At 62.9% G+C, this 21,006-nt stretch carries 16 protein-coding genes; 8 read left to right on the top strand and 8 right to left on the bottom strand.

What is annotated here, in order from left to right; translation table 11 throughout:
- Positions 1-5: 5 nt before the first annotated feature.
- Complete coding sequence (locus QW868_RS11120) at positions 6-323, bottom strand: cytochrome c (protein ID WP_316230562.1); 318 nt, start codon at positions 321-323, stop codon at positions 6-8.
- 141 nt (positions 324-464) lie between these two features.
- Between QW868_RS11120 and QW868_RS11115 the strand changes: the two genes are divergently transcribed.
- Both QW868_RS11115 and QW868_RS11110 read left to right on the top strand, forming a co-directional pair.
- Complete coding sequence (locus QW868_RS11115) at positions 465-1,178, top strand: helix-turn-helix domain-containing protein (RefSeq protein ID WP_315782844.1); 714 nt, start codon at positions 465-467, stop codon at positions 1,176-1,178.
- Positions 1,179-1,750: 572 nt separating this feature from the next.
- On the top strand, positions 1,751-2,482 hold the full coding sequence (locus QW868_RS11110) for a Crp/Fnr family transcriptional regulator (RefSeq protein ID WP_315739031.1): 732 nt from the start codon (positions 1,751-1,753) through the stop codon (positions 2,480-2,482).
- A gap of 190 nt (positions 2,483-2,672) precedes the next feature.
- Here QW868_RS11110 and QW868_RS11105 read toward each other — a convergent pair whose 3' ends face one another.
- Genes QW868_RS11105 through QW868_RS11095 form a run of 3 tightly spaced genes read right to left on the bottom strand, consistent with a single transcriptional unit; the run spans position 2,673 to position 4,590 of the window.
- Entirely contained in the window at positions 2,673-2,813 is a 141-nt protein-coding gene (locus QW868_RS11105) for a hypothetical protein (protein WP_316230561.1), read from the bottom strand.
- Between the two features lie 36 nt (positions 2,814-2,849).
- On the bottom strand, positions 2,850-3,848 hold the full coding sequence (locus QW868_RS11100; RefSeq protein WP_315771494.1) for a TRAP transporter substrate-binding protein: 999 nt from the start codon (positions 3,846-3,848) through the stop codon (positions 2,850-2,852).
- Between the two features lie 55 nt (positions 3,849-3,903).
- Complete coding sequence (locus tag QW868_RS11095) at positions 3,904-4,590, bottom strand: GntR family transcriptional regulator (protein ID WP_315756124.1); 687 nt, start codon at positions 4,588-4,590, stop codon at positions 3,904-3,906.
- A gap of 377 nt (positions 4,591-4,967) precedes the next feature.
- Here QW868_RS11095 and QW868_RS11090 point away from each other — a divergent pair, with 377 nt between their 5' ends.
- The 4 genes from QW868_RS11090 (at position 4,968) to QW868_RS11075 (ending at position 12,797) form a co-directional block, all read left to right on the top strand.
- Complete coding sequence (locus tag QW868_RS11090; RefSeq protein ID WP_316230560.1) at positions 4,968-7,055, top strand: molybdopterin oxidoreductase family protein; 2,088 nt, start codon at positions 4,968-4,970, stop codon at positions 7,053-7,055.
- A 727-nt stretch (positions 7,056-7,782) separates the two neighbouring features.
- Positions 7,783-11,208, top strand: a complete 3,426-nt coding sequence (locus QW868_RS11085; RefSeq protein WP_316230559.1) for an acyl-[ACP]--phospholipid O-acyltransferase — start codon at positions 7,783-7,785, stop codon at positions 11,206-11,208.
- Complete coding sequence (locus tag QW868_RS11080) at positions 11,208-11,945, top strand: esterase/lipase family protein (protein ID WP_316230577.1); 738 nt, start codon at positions 11,208-11,210, stop codon at positions 11,943-11,945. Before QW868_RS11085 ends, QW868_RS11080 begins: the two co-directional genes overlap by 1 nt.
- A 72-nt stretch (positions 11,946-12,017) precedes the next feature.
- Positions 12,018-12,797, top strand: coding sequence for an enoyl-CoA hydratase/isomerase family protein (locus QW868_RS11075; protein ID WP_315777056.1), 780 nt, complete (start codon positions 12,018-12,020; stop codon positions 12,795-12,797).
- Positions 12,798-12,894: 97 nt separating this feature from the next.
- Here QW868_RS11075 and QW868_RS11070 read toward each other — a convergent pair whose 3' ends face one another.
- On the bottom strand, positions 12,895-14,103 hold the full coding sequence (locus QW868_RS11070; protein ID WP_315777057.1) for a TIGR03032 family protein: 1,209 nt from the start codon (positions 14,101-14,103) through the stop codon (positions 12,895-12,897).
- Between the two features lie 185 nt (positions 14,104-14,288).
- Here QW868_RS11070 and QW868_RS11065 point away from each other — a divergent pair, with 185 nt between their 5' ends.
- Together QW868_RS11065 and QW868_RS11060 are read left to right on the top strand one after the other, a co-directional pair.
- Positions 14,289-17,615 (top strand): autotransporter domain-containing protein, encoded by a 3,327-nt coding sequence (locus QW868_RS11065; protein WP_316230558.1) that lies wholly within the window; start codon positions 14,289-14,291, stop codon positions 17,613-17,615.
- Positions 17,616-17,873: 258 nt separating this feature from the next.
- Positions 17,874-18,749 carry a GNAT family N-acetyltransferase gene (locus QW868_RS11060; protein WP_316230557.1) on the top strand — a complete coding sequence of 292 codons (876 nt, stop codon included), beginning with the start codon at positions 17,874-17,876 and terminating at the stop codon, positions 18,747-18,749.
- A gap of 1 nt (position 18,750) precedes the next feature.
- On the opposite strand, the gene QW868_RS11055 is transcribed toward QW868_RS11060, so the two are convergent.
- From QW868_RS11055 to QW868_RS11045, 3 genes are all read right to left on the bottom strand, one after another.
- Positions 18,751-19,113, bottom strand: coding sequence for a VOC family protein (locus QW868_RS11055; RefSeq protein WP_316162049.1), 363 nt, complete (start codon positions 19,111-19,113; stop codon positions 18,751-18,753).
- A gap of 86 nt (positions 19,114-19,199) precedes the next feature.
- A complete protein-coding gene (locus QW868_RS11050) occupies positions 19,200-20,204 on the bottom strand; it encodes an SDR family oxidoreductase (protein WP_316230556.1) in 1,005 nt (334 codons plus the stop codon).
- 208 nt (positions 20,205-20,412) lie between these two features.
- On the bottom strand, positions 20,413-20,841 hold the full coding sequence (locus QW868_RS11045; RefSeq protein WP_315777060.1) for a GlcG/HbpS family heme-binding protein: 429 nt from the start codon (positions 20,839-20,841) through the stop codon (positions 20,413-20,415).
- Positions 20,842-21,006: the final 165 nt, after the last annotated feature.

Here is a 21,006-nt window from a genome sequence, read left to right as displayed (position 1 = left end):
CGGGGCTATTCCAAGCTCTTCAAATACGAAAGCAGATCGTGGATCTGCGGCGGCGCAAGCTGGAATTGGGGCATGGCCGGGTGACCAGTCACGATCCCCTCCGCGAGCGCTTCGCCCAGTGATTCGATCGGGTAGCGGAGATGCAGGTTTCGGAACGGGGGTGCCGGTTCGAAGGGACTCTCTCCCGTTCGACCGATGGCATGACATCGTGCGCAGTGGGCCTTCGCGAAGGCCTGCCCACGTTGCTGCGACGTCGACGCCGCGTAGGAGGGGGTCGCCAACGCTATCGCGGCGAGAAGGTGGCACAGAACAAGCCGCTGCATTCACAATGTCCGTTGGCGCTGGCAATGGCGGCCACGATAGGGCCCGGATTGTTGGTTCGTTTGATTTGAATCAATCGGAACTTCGAGCGTCCGTTAGAATGCAATCATTATATCCTTGCGCTTGGCCCAGCGGAGCCCCGTATGAAGACGTCTCTTGTTGCAGTCGATTTCCATGGGCAGGCCTGTGCCGATTGTGCCGTGCGGGGATTCAGTGTCTGTGCGTCGCTCGACCAGTTCGAAATGCGTGAATTCGAGCAGCTCAGCCGCCGGGCCCATTTTACGACCTGCGAGACGGTTTTCGCGCAAGAAGATACGTCGTCCTGCTTCTACAATTTATTGGATGGGGTCATGAGGCTCTACAAGCTTCTCCCCGACGGACGCAGGCAGATCGTCGGATTTGCGCTGCCTGGCGACTTCGTCGGCATGACGACGGAGGAACGGCATGGATTTTCGGCCGACGCAATCGGTCCCGTCACCGTCTGCCAGTTCGCAAAGGGACCGTTCGGACGCTTTGCCGAGGACAAGCCGAACCTGCTGCGGCGGATGAACGAACTGGCCGTGCAGGAGCTGAATCAGGCGCGTGATCACATGGTACTTCTCGGGCGCCGATCAGCCGAGGAGAAGGTTGCGACATTCCTCGTTGGCTGGAGGGACCGGCTGGTGGAGCTTCGGGGACCCTCTAACATGGTACCGTTGCCGATGAGTCGGCAGGATATCGCCGACTATCTCGGGCTCACCATCGAGACCGTCAGTCGAACGTTCACGAAGCTCGAACGGGAGGGCATCATCGCGATCCTGCCCGGGGGCGTCTCGCTTCGAGATTCGGCGCGAGCTGAAGCTATGGCTGCTGCCTGACGTCGCTGGCGAAACCCGCATTGCATTGATCTGGATCAAGGACTGTCGCGCAGCCGATAGGGAACTGTGTCTCAAACTCGAACAGGGGAGAGAGACATGCCGCTCGACGCTATGATGGTCAGCTTTGCAGTTGTGGGGGTTTTTGTCGGGTTCGCTGCGGTCCTGCTTTGGGCTGATTCACAGACAAGACATCGGGTGTGACGTACAGGCTGCCCTTGGGCTGCGGCATCTTGCGCTCAGAAGAGTAGCGCTGCTGGTCCGACGGGCGGCTGGACGACTCTCACGCGCTGCACAATGTATGCCGGGCCCGCCTCTCGGGGGCGGAAACGCCTCCGGCGTCGATTGGCAGATGGCTTCGCCTTGAGCGTTCGCCGCATTTTCCTGGACAATCCGCCGATCTGCCGTATTCCGAAGTGCAATGAAATCGAGGATCGGTGGTCGCAAGTCCGAGGGATCGTCTTTGCTGGTGGCTGTAGGCGTGTCCATAGTCCCCTGACATCCGCGGGGGGCCTTGGCCACCGGCTTTGGACAGCTCCCTTGGCGGCGGTATTCGGACGCCTGGGAGATGCGGTGTGACTGAGGAAAAGCGGGCGAGCGTCCGACCTACCAACAACGGCAAACTGTCGGTGCTGCGTCAGCATCCGATTTTTCGTGAACTCGAGGCCGATGCGGTCGATCAGCTCTGCCGCTACGCCAAGCCGACATCGCTCAAGCGCGGTTCAACCATCTTCTCAAAAGGCGATCCTGGCTCAAGCTTGTATGCCGTGATCAGTGGCACCGTCAAAATCAGTGTCTCATCGCCCGACGGCCGCAATGCCATCCTGAACCTGATCAGCGCGGGTGAGATATTCGGCGAAGTCGCCGTGCTCGACGGCCGAGAACGCACAGCCGACGCAACGGCCAATACGAACTGCGAGATCCTGGTCATCGATCGGCGCGAATTCCTGCCGTTCGTGAAGAGCCAGCCGGTGCTGGCAATGAAATTCATCGAGCTGCTTTGCGATCGGCTGCGCTGGACCAGCGACCAGGTCGAGCAGGTCATCCTTCAGGATCTCCCCCGCCGCCTTGCCAGTGCGCTGCTCGGCCTGACCGACAAGCGCAAGCTGGATACCGCAAGCCGCACCATCGCCATCACTCAGCAGGAGATCAGCGAAATGGTCGGCATGACGCGGGAGAGCATCAACAAGCAGTTGCGTGCATGGGCCGCGCGGGACTGGGTCCGCCTCGAGCACGGGGCGATCGTGCTTCTGAATCCCGAGCCGTTACGCGGATTGGCGGAGGCCGGTCAAGACGAAGACGAGTAGGGGCGGCGAGGCATTTTCCGACGTCCTACCTAGCCGGTGATGGCCGTATCCCGCCGACGGCGAGCTGGATTTTCCCGGGGGGCGGACATGAACAGTGCGCTGATCGAGATCGTCCCGCCGGCCGCGAGCGCGTGAAGGACGGCGTTATGGTTTGGTGGCACCAGCACAACAGGACGGCCATCGCTTCGGGTCAGGAAGCCGCGCTGTTCAGGACGTAGCGGGTGAAGACCGCCCAAGTGATGACGGCTGAGATCAGCACGAGCGCCGTTACGCCCACGATGACGCAAACGGGATACAGCGCATCCATCGCCCGGCGATAGAGTCCGGCCATCGTAAGCCTCTTGATCGTCCGAACCGAGCGTGCGGTCTATGCGATGTCCTGAATGCGCTTGATCATTTCTTGGTACTTCGGACCGTATTTGTCCCAGACCGGCTTCACGGCCTTCTGGAACGGCGCCTTGTTGGCGATTTCGACGATCTCGGAGCCACCGGCCTTGGCCTTCTCAATCGCTTCCCGCTCGTAGGCCTTCCAGAGTTCGCGCTCCTCCATCTGCGCTTCGCGCGCGAACTTCTTGATCAAGGTCTGGTCGTCGGTCGACAGGTTTGCCCAGGACCGCTTCGAGAACACGAGGATTTCCGGAATGACGAGATGCTGGGTGAGCGAATAGTACTTCGCGGCCGTGTAATGATTGCTGAAGACGTAGCTCGGCGGATTGTTTTCGGCCCCGTCGATCACGCCGGTCTGCAGCGCGCTGAAGACCTGATCGTAGCCCATCGCGACGCCGTTGCCGCCAAGCGCGTTCATCATGTCGATGAAGATGGGATTGCCGATCACGCGGATCTTCAGCCCCTTGACGTCCTCGACCGTCCTGATGGGCTTCTTGGTGTTGTAGATGCTGCGCGCGCCCGAATTCATCCAGCAGAGTGCGACCAGATTTGCGCTGGCATTGGCGCTGACGCGGTCCAGAAGGTCCTGACCGATCGGACCGTCCATCATCTTTTCAGAATGTTCGATGCTCTTGAACAGGAAGGGCATGTTGACGACGTTGACGTCGTCGACGATCGGGCCGAGCGCGCCGGCGCTGACCCGCAGCATCTGGATCGCCCCGATCTGGGTCTGCTCGATGGTCTCCTTCTCGCCGCCGAGCTGAGCGGAGGGATACATCTGGATCGACAGCCTGCCGTTGGTTGCCGCTGCAAGCTTTTTGCCGAGGTTTTCTGTTGCTGCAACCGTCGGATAACCCGGCGGCTGAACGTCGGATGCCTTGAACACCGCCTTCGATTGCCCAAGGGCGGCCGAGATCGGCGGCAGCGTTGCAACGCCCGCAAAGCCCACGCTCAATCTGATGAAATCGCGTCTTTTCATGGCGTCTCTCCGACGGAATGATCGTGTCGCCGCAAGGTTCGATGCGATCATCTCGTTAGCTTGGTTGATCGAAATACTCTGGATTCTTGGTCTGAATTTCAGAGATGTCGTCGAGCAGGCGTTCCAGATGACTCGCCATGGCAGCCCGGGCACGATCCGGATCGCGCCGCTCGATGGCCTGAAGGATTGGTTCGTGCTCTGCGATCACTTCGGCCATCCGTCCGATCTGCGGCAGGGTCAGTCGACGATAGCGGTCGACGTGAACCTTGACCTGAACGATCAGTTTCCAGATCCCGGGATAGCCCGCGACCTCGGCGATGCCAGCGTGAAACATCTCGTCCGCCTGGTGGAAGGCTTCGCGATCCTTTGCGGCGCAGGCCTCGCGCTGACGCTCGAGGGTCGCATGCAGGTTGAGCAACTGGCTCGATGTCGCATGCTCGGCGGCCATCCGAGCGGTGGTCTCTTCGAGAGACTTTCGGATGATGATGGTCTCGGGCAGTGCTGCGACCGGAATGCGCGAGACGAAGATGCCGGACTGCGGAAAGATCTCGACCAGCCCTTCATCGGAGAGTTTCAGAATGGCCTCGCGGACCGGTGTCCTGCTGACACCATAGGTCGTCGCAATCTGCGCTTCCGAGATCGGCTCCCCCGGCAGGCGCACGAGCGACACGAGTTCGGACCTGAGATCGGTGTAGATGCGTGACGCTGCTGTCGCGCCGCGGGGCCGACCATTGCGGCGCATGCGGGCAACCACAGGCCGTGGCGCTGGGGCCATTTTCCTCGGGGCTCGACTGGACATGTGCGTTTCCTCAACTGATATATTAATATATGAAGCTGGCTTTGCAATCGAAATTGCCGGTCAGCTGAGGGCTGGGCATGGTGCGCTGCGACGTAGATCGTTCGCAGGAGAGCGACCCCGAGCGCGCAACAGAAGCCTATCGTCTTTTGATGCAGTCTTCACCTTGCCCCTGGCGGCGGATCGGTTGTTGTCGATGGTGACTTGCCGCGTCTAGAAGCAGGCCCAACGTTTGCGGTGGAGCAGACACGCACGAATCTTGTTCATGCGAATGCCTCGCGAATGCTCTCGGCGGACGCATTCTTTGGTGCTACGAATCGGGCATGAACCAGCAAACTCGGGTCGACATCCGCCATTCCACCTGCCCGCACGATTGTCCGTCGGCCTGCGCGCTCGACGTCGAGGTGCTCGATCGAAAGACGATCGGCCGCGTTCGCGGCTCGAAACGGCAGACCTATACGGCTGGCGTGGTTTGCGCCAAGGTCGCGAGATATGCCGAGCGGATTCATCATCCTGAGAGGCTGATGCATCCGATGCGTCGCGTCGGCCCGAAAGGCTCAGGGCAATTTGCACGCATCTCCTGGGACGAGGCGTTGGACGTGATCGCCGAGCGGTTTCTCCAGGTGGAGCGCGACTTTGGCGCTCAGTCGGTCTGGCCGTATTATTACGCGGGCACGATGGGTCTCGTGATGCGCGATGGCCTCAACCGTCTCACCCATGTGAAGAAGTACTCGCGGTTCTACTCCACGATCTGCGCCAATGTCGCGCGCATCGGCTTTGCCATCGGCACCGGGAAGATTGCCGGCGTCGATCCGCGGGAGATGGCGCTCTCGGATCTGGTCGTGATCTGGGGCACGAACCCGGTGAACACGCAGGTCAATGTCATGACTCATGCGGCGCGCGCCCGGAAGGAACGAGGCGCCAAGATCGCGGCGATCGATGTCTACGACAATGAGACCATGAAGCAGGCCGACATCAAGGTCATCCTGCGACCTGGGACCGACGGCGCATTTGCCTGCGGCGTGATGCACGTGCTGTTTCGCGATGGCTATGCCGACCGCGCCTATATGGAGAAGTACACGGATTGTCCTGCCGAACTCGAAGCGCATCTGGAGACCCGGACGCCGCAATGGGCATCGCAAATCTCTGGCGTTCCCGTGGCCGAAATCGAGGCGTTCGCCCGTCTGGTCGGAGAGACGAAGCGGACCTTCTTCCGACTGGGTTATGGTTTCACTCGCAGCAGGAACGGCGCGACGCAGATGCATGCGGCATCGTGCATTCCCGCGGTGACCGGCGCCTGGCAGTATGAGGGAGGCGGAGCCTTCTTCAACAACGCGGCGCTGTGGCATTTCGATGAATCGATCATCGAGGGCCATGATGCCGTCGATCATTCCACCCGCTTTCTCGATCAGTCGCAGATTGGGCGTATCCTCACCGGGGATCGAGCAGCGTTGTGCGGCGGTCCGCCGGTCAAGGCGATGCTGATCCAGAACACCAATCCGATGACGGTGGCGCCCGAGCAGGAGCTGGTTCGCAACGGATTTGCGCGCGAGGATCTTTTCGTCGCGGTCCACGAGCAGTTCATGACCGAGACGGCGCAGATGGCGGATATCGTGCTGCCCGCCACGATGTTCATGGAGCATGACGATCTCTATTACGGCGGCGGCCATCAGCACATTTCGATCGGACCGAAGCTGATCGACCCGCCCGGCGAGTGCCGGTCCAATCATGAGGTGCTGCAGGGCCTGGCGCGCCGGCTGCGGGCGGTGCATCCGGGCTTCGAGATGTCGCCGCGCGAGCTGATCGATGCGACGTTGAAGAAGAGCGGCCATGGCGATATCGCCGGGCTCGAGGCCGATGTCTGGCGCGACCTTCAGCCGGACTTCCGCACCTCGCACTATCTCGACGGCTTCGCGCACAGCGACGGGAAATTTCACTTCAAGGCCGACTGGGCGCATCCACTATTCGGCCGCGTCATGGGCAATCCTGAACGCATGCCGTCGTTGCCCGACCATTGGGCGGTGACCGAAGAGGTCGATCGGCAGCATCCGTTTCGGCTTGCGACCAGCCCCGCGCGCTCGTTCCTCAACACCTCCTTCAACGAGACGCCATCGTCGCAGGCGCGGGAAGGGGGACCCTCCGTCATGATCCATCCGCTCGATGCAGCCCCGCTCGGCATTGTCGACGGCGATATCGTCACGCTCGGCAACGAGCGTGGCCAGACCTCGCTTGCGGCCCGGCTGTTCGACGGAGTCCGGCGCGGGGTGCTGATCGCCGAATCCATCCATCCCAATCGCGCCCATGTCGGGGGGCGGGGCATCAACGTGCTCACCGCTGCCGACACCGTCGCGCCGATCGGGGGCGCGGCCTTTCACGACAACAAGGTCTGGCTGCGCAAATCGGCCGGGTGACGCCGACCTGGACGGGTCATCGAAAATATTTTTAGAATCAATGGCTTGATGTCCTGCCTTGGTGTACTGGCCGCGGCCGGGAAGACTTCGTTTACCCAATCGCTCCGCCTTATCGAATCTTCTTGAGCGCCGCTCATTTTTGCGATATCGATTTTGAGCGTTGCTCAAAATCGAAGGAGTGATCCCATGTAGGTTCTCAGCTTTCGCGGTCCGCAGCTTTTTCCCGTCGTCGATCTCCAGCCGTTGCTGAACGGTTTGGCTCGGGCTGCGTCTCACCTTGTGGCGGCACGCGTTGAGCGCATCGCCAACGCCTGTGACGTTGCCGGCCTGCTGGCCGCGCGGCGCGCAAGGCGGGTGCCCGGAGACCGGCTTTTTCGCGCAGCTGCTCGCGGGGGACGCCGGCCTCGCCGCTGTGGCCTGTTCGGCTGCTTCCACTACCTGAGTGAGCTGGGTTGATCACGGCTCAAATCCCCGGCTCATACGCAAGGAAGCGGTCACCATGTCCTCGCGTCCCATAACCTCCGTCCAGCTGCCCTCGGTCTGGATAAGCCTTTTGCACACGACCTTCGGGCTACTCTTCGTGCTGGTCGGCGGCCAACAACAGAACGGCAGACCGCATGACCGCGTCTAACAGGGTGCATCACCGGCACCACCTCATTTCATCACCAACCTTCAAGACTCTTGCCATCCTTGCGGCCGAGCCGCCGCAGCACACCAGGAAACGACCATGATCAAGCAGTTGATGTCGTCGCGCCGTTTTGCCCCGCTGTTCTGGGCGCAATTCTCCTCGGCGCTGAACGACAACGTCCTGAAGAATGCGCTCGTCATCATGCTGCTCTATGGCGCCATGGCCGTGCATGGCGATGCGCTGGTGACCGTGGCCGGTGCGGTGTTCATCTTCCCATTCTTCATTCTTTCGGGACTCGGCGGCGAGTTGGCCGACAGGTACGTCAAGGGCATCGTCGCGCGCAGGCTGAAGTTCGCCGAGATATTCGCTGCCGGCTTCGCGGCGCTGGGTTTCTTCATGCATTCGATCCCGCTGCTGTTCGTCGCCCTCGGCATGTTCGGTGTCATCGCCGCGCTGTTCGGCCCGGTGAAATACGCCATGCTGCCGGACCAGCTGACGGTCGGCGAGCTCGCCACCGGCAATGCGCTAGTGGAAGGTGCGACCTTCATGGCCATCCTGATTGGCACCATCGCCGGCGGCCAGCTTGTCTCCGGCTCCTCGCACATGGGCTGGGTCGCTCTCGCGGTGATCGGCCTTGCCGTCATCTCCTGGGCCTCCGCCTCGCGCATCCCGCACACGGTGCCGTCCGCGCCGGATCTGCGGATCACAGCCAACCCCTGGACCTCGACCTTGCACCTTCTGAAGTCGTTACATGCCGCGCCCCGGCTGTGGGACGGCATGGTGATCGTGTCCTGGTTCTGGCTGGTGGGTGCCGTCGTGCTGTCGCTGCTGCCGGCCCTGGTCAAGGACGTCGTCGGCGGTACCGAGGGCGTCGTCACCCTGTGCCTCGCCATCTTTGCGGTCGGCATCGCGATCGGCTCGCTGTTCGCCGCGCATCTCAGCCACGTCAGGCCGAACCTCGCGCTGGTGCCGATCGGCGCCATCATCATGGGCGTGCTCGGCCTCGACTTGTCCTGGGCGATCGGCACGACGGAGATCGCGAAGGGAATCACGCCGCTGGGATTCATCGGCTCCTGGTCAGGCTCGCGCATGCTGTTCGATTTCGCCTTGTTCGCCTTCGGCGGCGGCCTCTTCGTGGTTCCTGCGTTCGCCGCTGTGCAGGCGTGGTCGGAGCCCACCGAGCGCGCCCGGGTCATCGCCGCCGGCAACGTGCTGCAGGCCGCTTTCATGGTGGTCGGCTCGCTGGGCGTGGCTGGCCTGCAGGCTGCAGGCGTCTCGATCGCCTGGATCTTCTTCGGTCTGGCCTTGGCGAGCTTCGGCGCCGTCTGGTTCGTGCTCACCAAATGGGGCAGGGAGGGCGTGCGCGACTTCGGCGCGATGCTGTTCCGCGCGCTGTTCCGCACTGAGGTGCGTGGGCTGGAGAACCTGCCGCCGGCCGGCACCCGCATGCTGATCGCGCCGAACCATGTCAGCCTGATCGACGGTCCGCTGCTCCACGCGGTGCTGCCGATCGATGCCACCTTTGCCGTCGACACCGGGATCTCCAAGGCCTGGTGGGCGAAGGTCTTCCTGAAACTGGTGAGCCACATCACGATCGACCCGACCAAGCCGCTCGGTGCTCGCGATCTGATCAAGCTGGTCGCCAGCCAGGAACCGGTGGTGATCTTCCCGGAGGGCCGCATCACGGTGTCGGGCTCGCTGATGAAGGTCTATGACGGCACCGCGATGATCGCCGACAAGGCCGACGCCGTCGTGGTGCCGGTCCGCATCGAGGGCGCGCAGCGCTCGCATCTCAGCTATCTCAAGGATGGCCAGATCAAGCGCTCGTGGTTTCCCAAGGTGACGGTGACGATCCTGCCGCCGGTGAAGCTCACCATCGATGCGGCTCTCAAGGGCAAGACCCGCCGCAATGCAGCTGGCGCTGCGCTGCAGGACGTGATGATCGAAGCCATGGTGAAGAACGCCATGCTGGATCGAACGCTGTTCGAGGCGCTCGCCCATGCCCATCGCGACCACGACACCGGCAAGGTGATGATCGAGGATCCGCTCGGCACCAAGCTGACCTATCGAAAGCTGCTGCTTGGCTCGCAGGTGCTCAGCCGCAAGCTCGAGCAGGGCACGATGGTGGGCGAGAACATCGGCCTGTTGCTGCCGAACTCCGCCGGCGTCGCCGTGGTGTTCATGGCGCTGCAGTCGATCGGCCGCGTGCCGGCAATGCTGAATTTCTCCGCCGGCCCGGTGAACGTGCTGGCGGCGATGAAGGCGGCGCAGGTCACGACCGTTCTGACGTCGCGGGCCTTCATCGAGAAGGGCAAGCTCGACAAGCTGATCGCGGCGATCGAGGGGCAGGCCCGTCTGGTCTATCTCGAGGACGTCAAGGCCTCCGTCAGCTTTGCCGACAAGATCAAGGGTATGATCGACGGCACCAAGCCGCGCGTCGGCCGCAATGCCGACCACCCCGCCGTGATTCTGTTCACGTCCGGCTCCGAAGGCACGCCGAAGGGCGTTGTCCTGTCCCATCGCAACATTCTGGCGAATGCTGCGCAGGCATTGGCGAGGGTTGACGCCAACGCTAACGATCTTGTGTTCAATGTTTTGCCGGTGTTCCACTCCTTCGGCCTCACCGGCGGCATGATGATGCCCATGTTGGCGGGCATCCCCATCTATATGTACCCGTCGCCGCTGCACTACCGGATCGTGCCCGAACTGATCTACCAGACCGGCGCCACCATCTTGTTCGGCACCGACACCTTCCTGACTGGTTACGCGCGCTCCGCCCACGCCTATGATTTCCGTACCCTGCGGCTGGTCATCGCCGGCGCCGAGCCGGTCAAGGACCGGACACGGCAGATCTACATGGAGCGTTATGGCATCCGCGTTCTCGAAGGCTATGGCGTCACGGAGACCGCGCCGGTGCTGGCGATGAACACGCCGATGGCCAACCGTGTCGGCACCGTCGGCCGCCTGTCGCCGCTGATGGAGTACCGGCTCGACAAGGTGCCGGGCATCGAGGAGGGCGGACGCCTCTCGGTCCGTGGCCCCAACGTCATGCTCGGCTATGTCAGAGCCGAAAATCCGGGTGTGCTGGAGGCACTGCCGGAGGGCTGGCACGACACCGGCGACATCGTCACCATCGACGCGCAAGGCTTCATCACGATCAAGGGCCGCGCCAAGCGCTTTGCCAAGATCGCCGGCGAGATGGTGTCGCTGACGGTGGTTGAGCAGATTGCCGCGACGCTATGGCTGCAAGCGGCATCGGTCGCGGTCTCGATTCCCGACCAGCGCAAGGGCGAGCGCATCGTGCTGATCACGACGCAGAAGGATGCCGAGCGCTCCGCGATGCAGCGCCAGGCCAAGGCGCAAGGCGCGCCGGAGCTGGCGGTGCCGGCCGTCGTGATGGTGGTCGACAAGATCCCGCTGCTCGGTTCTGGCAAGACCGACTATGTCGGCGCCAAGGCGCTCGCCGAGGCGAGTGCGGCAACAGCCACGGTCGAGCGTGAGCCGGAAGAGCGGGAAGTCGCGTGATTGCATCGCTGCGCCGGCGTTCTCAGCACATTGGCCACCGCGACGCGGGGGTCGTCCTGCTGCATGGAATCGCCGGCCGATCATTGATGCTGCGTCCGCTGGAAAAGCGGCTGCAGCGAGCTGGTTTTGCGACGTTGAACCTCGACTATGAAAGCCGCAAGAAGCCGCTCGAGTTTCTTGCCGAGGACATCCGTCCGGCGATCGCCGATTTTGCCGCCGGGATCGACGGCCCGATCCACTTCGTCACCCATTCGATGGGCGGCCTGCTGGCACGGGTCGCGATCGCGAAGCATCGGCCGGCGCGGCTCGGCCGTGTCGTCATGCTGGGAACGCCCAATGGCGGCAGCGAGCTCGCCGACCGGCTGCAGAATGTCGGGCTCTATCGCACCTATTTCGGTCCGGCCGGCCTGCAGCTGGTGACGGCGAAAGACGTCACGCTCGCCTCTCTGCCGCCCGCCGATTACGAGATTGGTGTGATCGCCGGAAACCGTTTCCTCGATCCGATCGCCGGCCTGTTCCTGCTGCCATGGCCGAACGACGGCCGTGTCTCGGTCGAGAGCTGCAAGCTCGCCGAGATGACGGACTACACCGTGATCAAGGCCTCGCATATGGGCCTGCTGGTGCATCCGACGTCGTTCCGGCAGACCATCGCTTTCCTGCACACCGGACAGTTCGATCCAGCGCGTCCGCGGCTGCACGGTGTCATCGCCGAGATCGGCCGCCGCGCGGCCAGCTGACGCAAGTTTTCCTTGCCCGCGGCGGCTATCCCGCGCCAATCTCGCATCCAACATCAAGCAACGGGCAAGGCGATGACCGACGACAGCGTGATTCTCGACAAGCGCGGGCAGGCCCTCTGGATCACCATCAATCGTCCAGAGAAGCGCAACGCGCTGAATGGTGACGTCATCGCCGGGATCTCGCGCGGCTATCGCAAGGCGCATGACGATCCGCAGGTTCGCGTGATCGTGCTGACCGGCGCGGGAGACAAGGCATTCTGTGCGGGCGCCGACCTGCAGAACTCGGGCGCGGCCTTTGCGATGGATTTCTCCCGCCCCAATGTCGACTACGCCGATCTGCTCAGGCTGTCGCAGAATGCCACCAAGCCCGCGATCGCGCGCGTCGGCGGCGTCTGCATGGCCGGTGGCATGGGGCTGTTGTGCATGACCGACATGGCGGTTGCGGCCGATCACGTCATCTTCGGCCTGCCGGAGGTCAAGGTCGGCGTGTTCCCGATGCAGGTGCTGAGCCTGTTGCAGAGCATCGCGCCACCGCGACTCGTCAACGAATGGGCGCTGACGGGCGAGCCGTTCGATGCCAAGGCTGCACAGGCTGCGGGGTTGCTCAACCATGTCGTTCCCGCCGCCGAGCTCGATGCCAAGATCGAGTGGCTGATCGGCCGCATCGTCGACAAGTCGCCGACCGCCATCCGCCGCGGCAAATACGCCATGCGCGCCATCGCGTCGATGTCGTTCGACGAGGCGATCGCCTATCTCGAAAGCCAGATCGCGCTCTTGGCGATGACCGAGGACGCCAAGGAAGGCCTGAAGGCGTTCGCCGAGAAGCGCAAGCCGGTGTGGCCGGGGAAGTAGCGCGCGGCAGGTGGATCGCTTGACGGCGGCTCTGTTGTTCCAGCTGTCATGCTCCGCGAAGGCGGAGCATCGCTCGTTCCTCGGCTAGCGCGCAGCTTTACGCGCGCCTCGGGGACCCAATTCCCGGCGCTCGTTCATGCACAGGCCAAGCGCTCTGAGCGGGATCCATCGGATCGTGGGTGACGAGATCAAGGATCTCGTTGTTGGCGAAGCCGATCGCCATTGGTCGTATCACGTCTGGCACAACGCCCAGATCGTAGAATTCGGCTACCGCCCCATCAATCCGAAACCAGTTTTCGCAGGCACCGGTGTCGAGATTGATCAATTGGATTCCGCACCATGGTTCAGAATCGGTTTCGGCCAACCTGCGATCCAGTGCGAGACCCTCGAAACGCTCATAGCGAGGTTTCGACAAGCCAACGAAGGCATAGTTGCCGAAAAACGCGAGCCCGCGCACGAAGCCGGGACAGAATGCCAGAACGTGGAACGTCGCGCCGGCTGCTGAACGCTCGATCCATCCGATCTCCCCCGTGCCCGAGTTGAGCACCCACAATCTCCCGCGATAGAGCCGAGGGGAATGAGGCATCGAGAGACCATCGATCACTATCTCATTGGAGTGCACGTCGATGACGATGCCGCCATCGGAACGACGGTCGCGCCAGCCGTCGACGGTGTCCGATCTGCTGATCGCCGTAACGTAGCGCGGGGCGCCGTCTTCGATGGCAAGTCCGTTCAGATGACATCGGTCCTCCTTGACGATCTTCGAAATGAAGGAAGGCTTCCACAGCGGCGTGAAGCTGTGCCGTTCCGATGTAGAGGCAAGACAATTGTAAAGCGTGTTGACGAAGACGATGCGGCCGTCGCTCAGCATCCCCACGTCATGAACATCGAGCTCGCCAGTGGTGAAGATCTGGCGCGGGACATAACAGGCATCGTGCAGATCGTTGATCTGCTGCCCGGGCGCAAGTACGTTCCTGAATCTCAAGATCTGGAACATCGTGGCGAGCAGGATCGTATCGCTGTCCACGACGCAGATTCCCATGGCCTTGTGAAAGAGGCGCTCGTGGACCAAGAGCCCGCCGTCGGCATTCTGACCCAGGAAATAGAATTTGCCGGATTGATAGGACGAACCCGCGATGGCGATGCGCTGAGAACCAAGAAAGCCGGGCAGTCCGGGTGACATGGAATACCGAACCGCTTCACTGCCGGCCTGGCCAACCTGTTCCGCGGGAAGGCGTACGCAAGTTCGATCGGCTGGCAGAATCTCGTTTGATTCGAATGTCGGTACGTCGTCACGACGGCCCATGGATGCTTCTCCAAACGGCGGTGAACCCGACAAGAGGCAGGCCTCTTCAGCGCGGCCTAGGAGAGTGCCTCGAAAGACGGGAACGGCTTAAGACTTTTTGGTCGATGTGCCATCATCTTCTGGTTGTCCAGTAAATCTTGACATATAAAGGTTGAGTTTCCCAGCCCAAAGGAGGAGGGCGGCGCTTGTCCGACAGGTTTCCATGCCGGCAGTTGGTGCTGTCGTCTTCGATGCTGGTGGGCGCAGTTTTCGGCTATAGCCGCCGGGTCTACGCTGCTTGCGCCAATGTGGGCGGTTCCAATTGGGAATGCTCGGCGGCCAGCACCGCCCAGACGATTTCGGGCGCCAACGCTCACGTGACTGCGCTATCGGGATTCCGCATTACGACCGTCTCCTCGAATGCTCTGACGATCACCGGCGCCGGCAACCTTTCATACACCGATACGAACTTCTCTCCGTTTACTGCGACCGCCGGCAACGGACTCAATATGACGACGACAGCCGGCGTTCCGGGCAGCATCACAGTGAATACCAACGGTGATATCACCGCCCTCAACTACGGCATTCGGGGCCGCAACCAGGGCACCGGCGCGCTCAGCATCACGACCAACGGCGATGTCGTAAGCACGGGCACAACCTCGGTATCGCGGGGAATCGTGGCGATCAATTTCGGCACTGATCTGACCGTGACAACCGGCGCAGGCTCCAACGTCCGCGGCGCGCGCTACGGAATTCTGAGCCGCAACTACGGCACTGGATCGACGACCGTGACGGTCAACGGTGACGTCACGGCCGCCGGCACGACCGGCAGCGATTTCGCTCTTCTCGCGAGAGGGAACGCAGATGTCACGGTGACCACAGCCGCCGGAACTACCGTGAGCGGCCAGGAGAGCGGCATCTTCGCGCGGAGCGATGGCAATGGCGCGGTAAAGATCGCCGTCGCTGGCGACGTCACAGGAACCAATACGACGGGCATATATGCGAGAAGCGGAACGAGCGGATCAATTGCGATTACGATCGGCGCCGGAAGCCACGTGACCTCGAATGGTACGGGAGCGGATGGTTTCGCCATTGATACATCGAGCTTCGTCGTCAGCCCTACCACTCTCACTGTGGCCGGTACGCTAGATGGCGGTGCGGGCGGCGCCGTTCGGTTTCATGGTTCGGCGAACCGGCTTGAGCTCTATCCAACCGCTGCGATCAACGGCAACGTTTTCGGCGGCGGCAGCGACACCCTTGCACTGGGCGGCACTGGTACAGCGAGCTTCAACGTCGCAACGATCGGTGCCGGCCTGCAATACCAGGGCTTCGGGACGTTTCTCAAGGAGGGCAGCAGCCACTGGACGCTTACTGGCACCACTCCGCTCATCTCCAGCTTTACCGTGAATGGCGGCCTGCTTGAGGTCGACGGAAACATGCCAAACACCTCAGTCACAGTGAATAGCGGCGCACTGCAACTCGGGAATGGCGGCAGCGCCGGCTCGATCGGCGGCAACGTCACTGACAACGGCATCTTTGCGATCAATCGTTCCGACAGCTACACGTTCGGCGGCATCATTTCGGGCACCGGGACATTCCAACAGCTTGGCTCCGGCACCACCATCTTCTCCGGTGCGAACACTTATACCGGCGGCACCATCGTCAGCGCGGGCACACTGCAACTCGGCAATGGCGGTACCAGCGGCTCGATCGTCGGCGACGTGATCGACAACGGAATCTTGGCCTTCAATCATTCCGACGGTTACACCTTCGGTGGAACGATCTCAGGCTCTGGTGCCCTCGAGCAAAACGGCAGTGGCACGCTCGTCCTGAGCGGGCACAGTAGCTACACAGGCCCGACGTTCATCAACAGCGGGATACTAGACGTCACAGGGGAGCTCGCATCGACCGTGTTCGTCAACTCCGGGGCCCGGCTCATGGGCAATGGCACGATCGGCGGCCTCGCTGTCGCGAGCAGGGGAGTCGTTTCTCCAGGCAATGCGATCGGGACGCTTAATGTCTCTGGCGACGTATCCTTTGCCTCTGGCTCCACCTACGAAGTCGAGACCAACGCGTCCGGGGCGGCAGACCGGATCGTGGCGACCGGCACGGCAAGACTCAATGGCAATGTCGTCGTCCTGCCGCAGAACGGTGCCTATGCCTTCCGTACCGCCTACAATATCCTCAATGCCGCCGATGGCATTAGTGGTGCCTTCTCTGGGGTGAGCAGCAACTCTGCGTTCCTGTTTCCCAGCCTGAGTTATGATGCCAACAACGTGTTCCTCTCGTTGACCCAGTCGACGTTCTTTCCGAGCGTCGCGCGGACGGCAAACCAGCTGGCCGTAGCCACCGCTCTCCAGGAAAGCTCGCCGGATAGCCGGCTCTTCGGCAGCGTGATCTTCCAGACAGCGCCCGGCGCGCAACAGGCGTTCGACGCGCTGTCGGGCGAACTTCATGCCAGCGCACGGACGTCCCTCGTCGAAGACGGTCATTTCGCCCGGGACGCCGTCCTCGGACGCTTGCGTCAAACTTCCTTTGAGGACCGTTTTGGGCCGTTTGCGAGTTTCGGCTCCGGTGGTCCAGCCGTGATCTACGGCGATGTCGATCTATCCTCGCCGAAGCATCTGGCCTACGCCGCCGATACGGACAGGCGCATTCTCCGCACCGGCAGCATTCCGTCGTCGGCCAACGCGTCCACATCGCGGGATATTGGCTGGTGGGCTCAGGGAGTGGGGGCTTGGGGCACGGCTCATGGTGACGGCAATGCTGCTGGTATGAGCCGACGCCTGAGCGGTTTCTTCAGCGGAGTAGATGGGCGGCTGGGCGACAACTGGCGGGCAGGCGTCGCGGTCGGCTACACCAATTCGAGGACGAGCATCGATGCCCGTGCGAGCTCGGCCGATATCGATAGCGCATATCTAGCCGTCTATACTGGCTTTGACGTGGGTGCCTGGAACGTCCGCTCGGGGGCACTTCTGAGCTTCAGCACCATTGGGAGCGCTCGCTCGATCAGCTATCCGGGTTTTCTCGAACGGGCGACCGGGCGTTATGGCGCGTTCGGCTCACAAATATTTGGTGAGATTGGGTATGATCTGAACCTCGCGGATGCTCTTGTGGAGCCATTTGCAGGTTGGTCCTGGATCCATCTCCATACCAATGGCTTCGATGAGGCCGGTGACGTCGCCGCACTTTCCGGCTCATCGCGCGAGGAGGACGTAGGTTATACGGCGATCGGGGCGCGCGCATCGGCGCTGATTGCACTATCGGACGGAATGGCGCTCAAGCCGTCAGCATCGCTCGCTTGGCAACACGGTTTCGGCCAGCTCAAGCCGGAAGACCACCTGCTTTTCAGAAGCACCGGCGCTGCATTTGACATTGCAGGGCTGCCGCTCGCTCGGGATGCCGCCCTGGTGCAGACCGCCCTGGATCTGCGCACAAGCGCCAATACTGTCATGGGAGTGTCCTATCGCGGCAATCTTTCGAGGAGCAGCCAGGATCACTCGATCGAGGGGCACATCAAAGTTCAATTCTAGCTCTATCTGGGGAAAGATATCCGGACAGCGGATGCGCGAGGCGATCAGCGTCTCATCGAGACCTGCCTATCATTTGGCTGCGAATGCGCAGCGCACATTTGAGTGCCGCCTGGCTTGTCCTTGCAGCAGATGAACAGCGTGCTTGGACGATCATCATTCGAGACTGAAACCTCACAGCAGTATTGGCCGCGTAGGTTGCCCTGAGGTTCGCGCGGCGTCATGATTGACGGATGGTGCGGCATTCGGATCGAGGGGAACATGACACGACCCGCCGGACATCCCGACGCTGATGGCCTGCACATCCGGCCGATGCGGCCGGACGAGATCGGGCTCGCGATCGACTGGGCGGCAGCCGAGGGGTGGAATCCCGGGTTGTCCGATGCGACGTGCTTCGCAGAGGTCGACCCCGACGGCTTCCTCGTCGCCGAGCGCGACGGCGTGCCGGTCGCGACCGTGTCCTGCGTGAACTATGACGACCGGTTCGCCTTTCTCGGATTCTACATGGTGCGTTCCGAGCTGCGCGGGCGCGGCTACGGCTTGCGGCTCTGGCAGGCGGCGATGGCGCATGCGGGATCGCGCATTGTCGGACTCGATGGCGTGGTCGCGCAGCAGGACAACTATCGGAAATCCGGCTTCAGCTACGCGTATGCCAATATCCGCTACGGGGGACGATCCGCCGCCTTGCTGCAATCGGCGGATCGATCAGGTATCGTCGCTCTTGCCGATGTGCCGCTTTCCGACATCGAAGCGTCAGATGCGACCGTATTTCCCGCCCCGCGCCGGGCATTCCTGCGGGCCTGGATCGACACGCCCGGTCATGTCGGCCGGGCGCTGATCCGCGACGGTACGCTAGCCGCCTGGGGTGTGATCCGTCCGTGCCGTGCGGGCTACAAAATCGGTCCGCTGATTGCGGAAAAGCGTGCCGATGCCGAGGCTGTGGTGTCGGCGCTGCTGAGCGCAGCCGGCGACTGCGAGATGTTCCTCGACGTGCCCGCGATCAATCCGGAGGCGGTTACGCTCGCCGAGAGCCTCGGCCTGAAGCCGGTGTTCGAGACCGCGCGCATGTACACCGGGCCGATCCTGCCGCTCTGGATCGACCGGGTGTTCGGTGTCACTACCTTCGAACTCGGCTAACTCACCGTCCGAGCGGCCGCGCGAAGCTCAGTTCGTGGCCGTCGGGATCGGTGAGGTGGAAATAGCGCTCGCCCCATTCGGCATTGCAGGGCGTGGTCGAGGGGACAAAGCCAGCGGCCAGCGCCTTGGCGTAGACGGCGTCGACATCGGCGACGTGGAAGATGATGCGGCCCCACCAGCTCCATTGCTTCTCCCTGGACATGGCGATCAGGTTGAGGAAGCCGGAGCCCACACGGAAGCTCGTGAACGACGTGTGGGCGCCGCCATGGGCGATGTCGTCGAAGCCGAGCGCGCGATAGAACGCGACCGCGCGCGTCATGTCGTGGGTGGCAATCGTAATCGCGCTGATGCTCTCGATGGTCATGGAGGCGCTCCTCGCCGTGTGGAAGCCGCGCCATAGAGAAGCTCAGATCACAGTTGGCACGCAAGGGCGGCCGGGTCGTGACGAATTCAGCGCCAGCGCCGCCGGCTCATCACAGCGCCCAGCGCGAAGAACACCGCCGCGCCGAGCGCAATGGTCGCCGCGCGCGCGACATCCCCCGGCACGAGCATCGCCCGCTGCGCCGCGCCCTGGCTGAAGGAGCCGCGGGTGCGGTGTAGGCGCGTCACGGGACGGTCGAGATTGTCGGTGCGATCGGGCACCAGTGGTACGTCGGTCTGTTGCCCGGCGATCGCCTTGGCAGCGAGGTAGCGGTCGAGCAAAGCGGGCGCGACGGCGTTACCGAGGATCGTGAGCAGTGTCGGCCAGCCGATCCAATATTCGCGGAATCCGCCGTCGGCGACGCGATAGACGGCGTCCGCGATCACCTCGGGCTCCACCGGCCGGCCCATTGGTCGTGGCGTATGCGCAAGGTGCGCGCGAGCCCAGTCGAATTGCGGTGTGTTCACCGCGGGCAGGTCGACGATGCTGAGCGTGATGCCTGAGCGCTCGTGCATCAGCTCGGCACGCAGCGAGTCGGTGAAGCCCCGGATCGCATGTTTGGCGCCGCAATAGGCCGCCTGCAGCGGAATGCCGCGATAGGCGAGCGCCGAGCCGATCTGAATGATGCGGCCTTCGCCGCGCCGGCGCATCGAGCGCAGCGCCGCCATCGTGCCGTGCACGAAGCCGAGATAGGTGACCTCGGTGACGCGGCGGAACTCCTCCGGCGTGATGTCGGCCACGGTCGAGAACACCGTCTCCATGGCGTCATTGATCCAGATGTCGACCGGACCCAGGCGCTGCTCGAGCCGTTCGGCGGCCTCGAACAGCGCCTGCGCGTCGGCGACATCGACCGCCTCGTATTCGGCATGGGCAAACCGCGCCTGCAGCTCGCGCTGGACGTCGCGCAGCGCATCCTCGTCACGCGCGATCAGGCCGACGCGGTCGCCGGCCTCGCCGAAGCGTTTTGCGATGGCGCGGCCGACGCCGGCGGAGGCGCCCGTGATGATGATGGTGCGAGCTGGTCTGCGAGGCATGTCCGGTTCTCCACGCGCCCCGTCGTACAAACGTGCTGCGGCCGGCAATGTTTCGGGCCGGTCAAGCCGGCCGAATGAATTCTCCGTCAGCCGTTATCGGAGCCGTGGACTTCGACGCGCGATCCATCAGGCTCTGAGAGGGCAGGCCAGCCCCCCCGGAGATTGTGGGACAGAAAAGCTCGCTGAGCCTTGCCGGTGCGACCGGAGCTCAGCCCGGATTGGCCTTGAGGCCGGCGGCTTCGATGCCGGCGACGGCGCAGATCTCGTCATTGTCCGAAGTGTCGCCGGAGACGCCGACGGCGCCGACGAGCGTCGTGCCGTCCATGATCAGCACGCCGCCGGGCACCGGGACCATGCGGCCCTGGGCCAGCGTGTTCACGGCGTCGATGAAATAGGCCTGCTCCTGGGCGCGCTGGAACAGGGCGCGGGAGCCGAGGCCGAGGGCGAGTGCGCCGTAGGCCTTGCCGTGCGCGACCTCGGCCCGCATCAGGCTGGTGCCGTCCTGCGCGGCGGCGGCCTTCAGGCAGCCGCGCGCGTCGAGCACCATCACAGCGAGCGGCTTGAACTTCTTCTCGATGCCCTTCGCGAGCGTGGCGTCGAGGATCTTGCGGGCGGTGTCGAGCGAGAGATCGGCCATGTCGGTGTCCTTGTGCTTTGTGATGCCAAGTTGGCTAGGTCATCCGTCATTGCGAGCGAAGCGAAGCAATCCAGGGTGAAAGAAAAGGTCTGGATTGCTTCGTCGCTTCGCTCCTCGCAATGACGAACATTGAGATCATGCTCCGCGGCGTTCCGACCTCGTGAA

It is taken from the genome of Bradyrhizobium sp. SZCCHNR1051, from assembly GCF_032489615.1.
Taxonomy (GTDB): Bacteria; Pseudomonadota; Alphaproteobacteria; order Rhizobiales; family Xanthobacteraceae; genus Bradyrhizobium.
The sequence above is the reverse complement of the archived record's forward strand: the minus strand, read 5'-3'. Positions and strand labels throughout refer to the sequence as shown.